Source organism: Actinomadura sp. GC306 (assembly GCF_004348665.1).
Classification (GTDB): domain Bacteria; phylum Actinomycetota; class Actinomycetes; order Streptosporangiales; family Streptosporangiaceae; genus Spirillospora.
The window spans coordinates 1-6,329 of record NZ_SMKM01000343.1 but is presented as its reverse complement, the minus strand read 5'-3'; the positions used below and the strand labels follow the sequence as shown (position 1 = coordinate 6,329).

The window sequence follows — 6,329 nt, the reverse complement described above, 5'->3', positions numbered from 1 at the left end:
GCGGGGAGGGCGGCGGGGACAGCGTGCCGGCCGCGACCGGGTCGGTACCACCGAGGGCCGGGGCCTGCCCGGACTCGACCGCCTGCAGCGCCTCCTCCGCCCGGTCGCCGGCGAGCCGGCGCGCCGGGTCGCGTTCCAGCAGGCCGGTGAGGACGGGCGCGAGCGGCCCCGCGTTGCGCGGCGGCGGGACCTCCTGCGTGAGGATCGCCGCGAGGACGGCCATCGCGTCGCCGCGATGGTGCGGGGCCTGCCCCTCGGTCGCGGTGTAGAGGGTGGCGCCGAGCGCCCACAGGTCGGACGCGGGCACCGCCGACCCGCCGTTCAGCCGCTCCGGCGCCATGTACGCGGGCGACCCGATGAGCAGCCCGGTGCCGGTGAGCGTGGCGTCCCCCGCCAGCTGGGCGATGCCGAAGTCGGTGAGGACCGCCCGGTCGTCCGCGGCGACCAGCACGTTGGCGGGCTTGACGTCCCGGTGCAGGACGCCGATCGCGTGCGCGGCGCGCAGCGCCCCGGCGATCTGCCGCCCGATCGCGGCGGCCCGGCGGGGCGGCAGCGGGCCGTCCTCATCCACGATGTCCTGGAGGGACCGGGCCTGGACCAGCTCCATGACGATCCACGGGCGGCCGTCCTCGTCCACGACGTCGTGGACGGTCACGACGCCCGGATGGTTCAGCCGGGCCGAGGCGCGGGCCTCGCGCAGCGTGCGGCGGTGCCGGTTCGCGCGCTCCTCGTCGCTCAGCCCGGCGGGGAGCACGACCTCCTTCACCGCGACGTCCCGGTCGAGGGTCTCGTCGCGGGCGCGCCACACGGTGCCCATCCCGCCGCGTCCGACCACGGCTTCGAGCCGGTAGCGCCCGGCGAGGAGGCGGTCCGCCATCAGTCGTCCGCGGGCTCGAAGTACCGGTAGACCGGCTGGAGTTCGCCGAACACCTTGTCCCATTCGTCGTCGGGCGCGCGGAGCAGGATCGCGTACCCGTGGTCGCCGGCCACGAAGCCCCGGTTCAGGACGTGCACGCGGCCGCCCTGCCCGGCGTAGGTGAACTCCCAGTCGGCGGAGTCGTCCCCGTCGCCGGTGTCGGGCACCGGCGGCTCGTCGCCGGTCGGCCTGATCGAGATCAGCTTGTAGCCGGGCCAGCCGGAGCCGCCGCGCTCCTGCTTGCGCCAGTCCTCGATCGCGCTGTCGTTCGGATCGTCGGTCTGGTCGATCTGGACGTAGACCTCGCGGTCGGGCGAGTAGAAGAAGTCGCCGCCGCTCTTGCGTTCGGGGCCGCTCCACCCCTTCGGGACGAGCACGGTGTAACCACTGCGGTCGCTGTGCTTCTTGAACCCGGCCGGGACGCCCGCGCTCGGCGTGCCGCTGGGCTCGGCCGAGGTGGAGGACGTGGCGGAGACGGACGCGCTCGCACCGGTCGGCGGCGCCGTCGCACCCCGCTTGTCCGCGCCCTGCTCGTCACCGCCGCTCCGCGCCAGCGCGATGGCCGCGATGAGGACGATCACGAGCAGCACCACGGCGGCGATGACCACCACGTTGCGGTTGCCGGCCAGGGCCGGGCGCCCGGTCGCGTGCGTCGTCGGCGGGAAGTGCGTCGCCGTCCCGCCGCCGCCCGAGTCCCCCTGGCCGGACTCGTAGCCGGGCGATCCGTGCTCGGCGGCGACCGTCGCGCCGGCGGGCTCGGTCCGCGGGCCGGAGCGCCAGGACGAGGCGCGGTCGGGGTCGGGCGCCGTCTCCCCCGGGTCGGCCGTGCCCGCACCGCCTTTCCCGGAGTCCCGGGTCTGGTCGGTCCTGGCCGACGTGCCGGTGGGGATGTCGAAGTTGGTCAGCTGGTCCGGGCGGGCCTCCGCGGCGCCGGGCGCGGCGGGGGAGGCGGACGCGCGGGCCGGGTCGACGGTCGTCGCGCCGCCGGGGTCGCCCATCTCCTCGGGGACCGGCCGGCCGGGGGCGTCCATGGGGAACTCGACCGCCATGGTGCGCTGGGCGTCCACGCTCTGCTGCCGGACGATGTCGTCCAGGAGGGCGCCGGCCTCGATCGCGTCCATCCGCTGGTCGGGGTTCTTGCGCAGCAGGCCCTCGATGACCGGGATGAGCCGGCCGCCCTTCTCCGGCGGGTCCGGCTCGTCGGAGATCACCGCGATCAGCGCCGCCATCGGCTCGGGCCGCTCGAACGGCGACTTGCCGTGCAGCATCGCGTAGAGGGTGACGCCGAGCGACCACAGGTCGGACGCGGGCCCGGCGGTGCGGCCGCGGGCGCGCTCCGGCGCGATGTAGGCGGGCGACCCCATGACCAGGCCGGTCTGGGTGAGCGTGGCGTCACCGGACGCGGTCGCGATGCCGAAGTCGGTGAGCACGGCGCGCTCGCCCATCCGCCCGGTGCCGGTGATGAGCACGTTGCTGGGCTTGACGTCGCGGTGCAGGACGCCCGCGTCGTGCGCGGCGTGCAGCGCGGCGAGCATCTGCCGGCCGATCTCGGCGGCGCGGCGGGTCTCCAGCGGGCCGTCCTGCTTGATCACCTGATCGAGGGAGCGCGCCTTGATGAGCTCCATGATGATCCACGGACGGCCGTCCTCCTCGACGACGTCGTAGACGGTGACCACGCCGGGGTGCCCGAGCCGCGCGGCGGTGCGGGCCTCCCGGAACGTGCGCTTGTGGTGGACGGCCCGTTCCTCATCGGTGAGACCATGCGGGAGGATGACCTCCTTCACCGCGACGTCACGACCGAGGACCTCATCGTGCGCTTGCCAGACCGTACCCATGCCGCCCCTGCCGACCTGGGTCACCAGTCGGTAACGGCGGGCGAGCAGCCGCTCACCGGTGGGTTCACTTGGCATATCCGCGACCATATCGACTTTTGCTGACAACACTGGAACGAGCGTGCAAGCCACTTCCCCCTACCCGTATGACGCCGGGCGTCACAACGTGGTTCGCCACCCCCGGGCGGACCTGCACGGATGGAAGCGCGGTGGACGTGACGGCCACCGTTGACGACCCCGCCACATCTTCCAGGAAAGGGTCCCCTTCCGGAGGCCCCGCGCCGAAAGGGCGTGCCGTGAGGGGCCGGGCCACGCGGGAGCGGGCCATGCCCGCGGCCGGAGGGGATTCCCGGAGCGGAGGCGGACTGCTGGGCGAATGGGGACGGCTCGTCCGGTCCGCGCCCACGATCTTCTTCTGGTACACCCGTCTCTCCGGGATCCTGTCGCTGCTCGCCTGGGTGTCCCATGGTCTCATCCTCCAGATGGCCGACATCTGGGCGCTGCGGTGGCTCGGCTATCTCGGCTGGTTCCCGAGCGTGCCCGTCGGCCTGCTCTGGATCCTGCTGTCGATGGGCGTCCGGCGGCGCAAGAAGGCCGCCTGGCGGATCCTCGTCGTGGTCTTCTGCCTGCCGGCCGCGGTGGCCGTCACCGCCGTCACGACCGCGTTCCTCAGGCCGGACGAGCCGCTGCACACCGGGCTCGTCATCAGCGCCGCCGCCCACCTCGCCGTCCTGGTGCTGGTGGTCGCCGCGCGGGGCCAGTTCACCACGCTGCCCGACCGCGCGAACCGCCGCCTCGCCACCCAGGTCTTCGGCAACCTCCTCGTCGTGACCGGCGGGATCGGGACGCTCCTCGTCACCGCCACCGACCGGGACGACGGCGGCGCCTTCTGGACGCACCCGCTCTACGCGATCTCGCAGACCGTCCTCGGGCCGCGGGTCTCCGGCACCCCGATCAACGTCCAGGTGCCGTTCTGGGTCAACGCGATCCTGTGGATCCTCGGCACGGGACTGCTGATCGTCACGTTCTGGGCGATGTTCCGGCCGGGCCGCCAGGACGCCGTCCTCGGCCCGCGCGAGGAGCTCGCCGCGCGGGCCCTGCTCGCCGAGCACGGCGACCAGGACTCCCTCGGCTACTTCGCGCTGCGCCGCGACAAGGACGTCATGGTCGCCCCGAACGGCAGGGCCGCCATCGCCTACCGGGTCGAGGGTTCGGTCTCGCTGGCCAGCGGCGACCCGCTCGGCGACCCCGAGTCGTGGGACCAGGCCATCGAGGCGTGGCTCGCCGAGTGCCGCGCCCACGCCTGGATCCCCGGCGCCGTCAGCGTCGGCGAACGCGGCGCGCACGCCTACCGCCGGCACGGGTTCGACGCCCTCGAACTCGGGGACGAGGCCGTCGTCGACCTCACCGGCTTCAGCCTGGACGGGCGCGAGATGCGGCAGGTCCGGCAGGCCGTCCGGCGCGTCGAGCGGGCCGGGTACCGGGTGCGGATCCGGCGGCACGCGCAGATCCCCGCCGCGGAGATGGCCGAGCTCGTCCGCAGCGCCGACGCGTGGCGCGGCGACGACACCGAGCGCGGCTTCTCAATGGCGCTCGGCCGCCTCGGCGACCCGACCGACGGCCGCTGCGTCATGGTCGAGGCGTTCGACGCCCGCGGCGAACTGCGCGGGCTGCTCAGCTTCGTCCCGTGGGGCCGCGCCGGCCTGTCGCTGGACCTGATGCGCCGCGACCGGCTCGCCGAGAACGGGCTGAACGAGTACATGGTCGCCAAGCTCGCCGAGCAGGCCGCCGCGGTCGGCGCGCAGCGGCTCTCGCTGAACTTCGCGATGCTCCGCTCCGCGTTCGCCCGCGGCTCGCAGCTCGGCGCCGGCCCCGTCGCCCGCCTGTACTACCGGTTCCTGTCGTTCGCGTCGAAGTTCTGGCAACTCGAATCGCTGTACCTGTCGAACGCGAAATATCTGCCGGACTGGCGTCCCCGCTACATCTGCTACACGCAGAGCCGGCACCTCGTCCGGCTCGGCCTCGCCTACGCCCGCGCAGAGGGGTTCCTGCCGAACCTGAACCGCCCGAAGCTGGAGCGGGCCGCCGCCGTGCGGCCCTCCGGGCCGCTGGTCGACCGCGTCCGGGAGATCGAGGAGGCGGCCGCCGCGGCCCGCGCGCCGCGGCACCGGCCGGCGGAGCAGGAGCGGGTCCGGCACGCCAAGCTCGACCGGATCCGCGCCGCCGGGATGGACCCGTACCCGGCCGGCTGCGAGCGCACCGACCTCGCCGCCGGCATCCGGGAGCGCTTCGCCGGCCTCGCCCCCGACACGGCCACCGGCTGCCGCGCCGCCATCGCGGGACGCGTCGTCCTCGCCCGCGAGCACGGCCGCCTCGTCTTCGTCACCCTGCGGGACGAGACCGGCGACCTCCAGGTGATGCTGACCGCCGACGCGCTCGGCGAGGAGTCGCTGCAGCACTGGAAGACGCTGATCGACCTCGGCGACCAGGTCGGCGTGGCGGGCGAGGTCGTCACGTCCCGGCACGGCGAGCTGTCGGTGCTCGCATCGTCCTGGCAGATCGCCGCGAAGTGCCTGCGTCCGCTGCCGAACAAGCGCTCCGGGCTGTCGGACCCGGAGGCCCGCGTCCGGCAGCGGTACGTCGACCTCATCGTCAACGACGACGCCCGCCGGATGCTCCGGATGCGCGCCGACGCGATCGCGGCCGTCCGCGACGGCCTCCGCGACCGCGGCTACCTGGAGGTCGAGACGCCGATGCTGCAGCCCGTCCACGGCGGCGCCGCGGCCCGGCCGTTCACGACGCGCATCAACGCCTACAACATGCAGCTCCACCTGCGGATCGCCCCGGAGCTGTACCTGAAGCGCCTCCTCGTCGGCGGCGTCGGCCGCGTCTTCGAACTGAACCGCAACTTCCGCAACGAGGGCGTCTCCCCCAAGCACAACCCCGAGTTCACGATGCTGGAGGCGTACGAACCGTACGGCGACTACGACACGATGGCCGCTCTCACCCGCTCCCTGGTCGTGGACGCCGCCCGCGCCGCCCTCGGCACCACCGTCGTCGTCCGCGACGGCGTCGAGCACGACCTGGCCGAGCCGTGGCGGGAGGTCACCGTCTACGGCGCCGTCTCCGACATCCTCGGCGAGGAGATCACCCCGGACACGCCCCTGCCGACCATCCGGTCGTTTGCGAGCAGCCTCGGCCTGAACTTCGACCCGTATTGGGAACAGGGCAGAATCGTCCAGGGAATGTTCGAGGCGCTGGTCGAGGAGAAGATCACCGCCCCCACATTCGTGCGCGACTATCCGGCGGAAACGTCCCCGCTGACCCGCCCGCACCGCGCGGACCCGCGCCTCGCCGAGAAATGGGACCTCATCATCTTCGGCCTGGAACTCGGCACCGCCTATTCCGAGCTGATCGACCCGATCCTGCAGCGGCGGCGCCTCACCGAGCAGTCGCTGCGGGCCGCGGGCGGCGACCCCGAGGCCATGGAACTCGACGAGGACTTCCTGCGCGCCCTGGAGTACGCGATGCCGCCCGCCGGCGGCATGGGCATGGGCATCGACCGCCTCATGATCACCCTC

At 73.6% G+C, this 6,329-nt stretch carries 3 protein-coding genes; 1 reads left to right on the top strand and 2 read right to left on the bottom strand.

Annotated elements, in window-relative coordinates; all coding sequences use genetic code 11:
• A partial coding sequence (locus E1200_RS30115) for a serine/threonine-protein kinase (RefSeq protein WP_131955483.1) occupies positions 1-877 on the bottom strand: 877 nt, incomplete at its 3' end.
• Positions 877-2,826 carry a serine/threonine-protein kinase gene (locus E1200_RS35050; RefSeq protein WP_243708944.1) on the bottom strand — a complete coding sequence of 650 codons (1,950 nt, stop codon included), beginning with the start codon at positions 2,824-2,826 and terminating at the stop codon, positions 877-879. The genes E1200_RS30115 and E1200_RS35050, both read right to left, overlap by 1 nt.
• A 248-nt stretch (positions 2,827-3,074) precedes the next feature.
• On the opposite strand from E1200_RS35050, the gene lysX reads away from it, so the two are divergent.
• A partial coding sequence (gene lysX / locus E1200_RS30105) for a bifunctional lysylphosphatidylglycerol synthetase/lysine--tRNA ligase LysX (RefSeq protein ID WP_131955481.1) occupies positions 3,075-6,329 on the top strand: 3,255 nt, incomplete at its 3' end.

Bases quoted from the DNA above. Each gene is read 5' to 3' on its own strand.
- E1200_RS35050 (WP_243708944.1), bottom strand. From the start codon at position 2,826: ATGCCAAGTGAACCCACCGGTGAGCGGCTGCTCGCCCGCCGTTACCGA.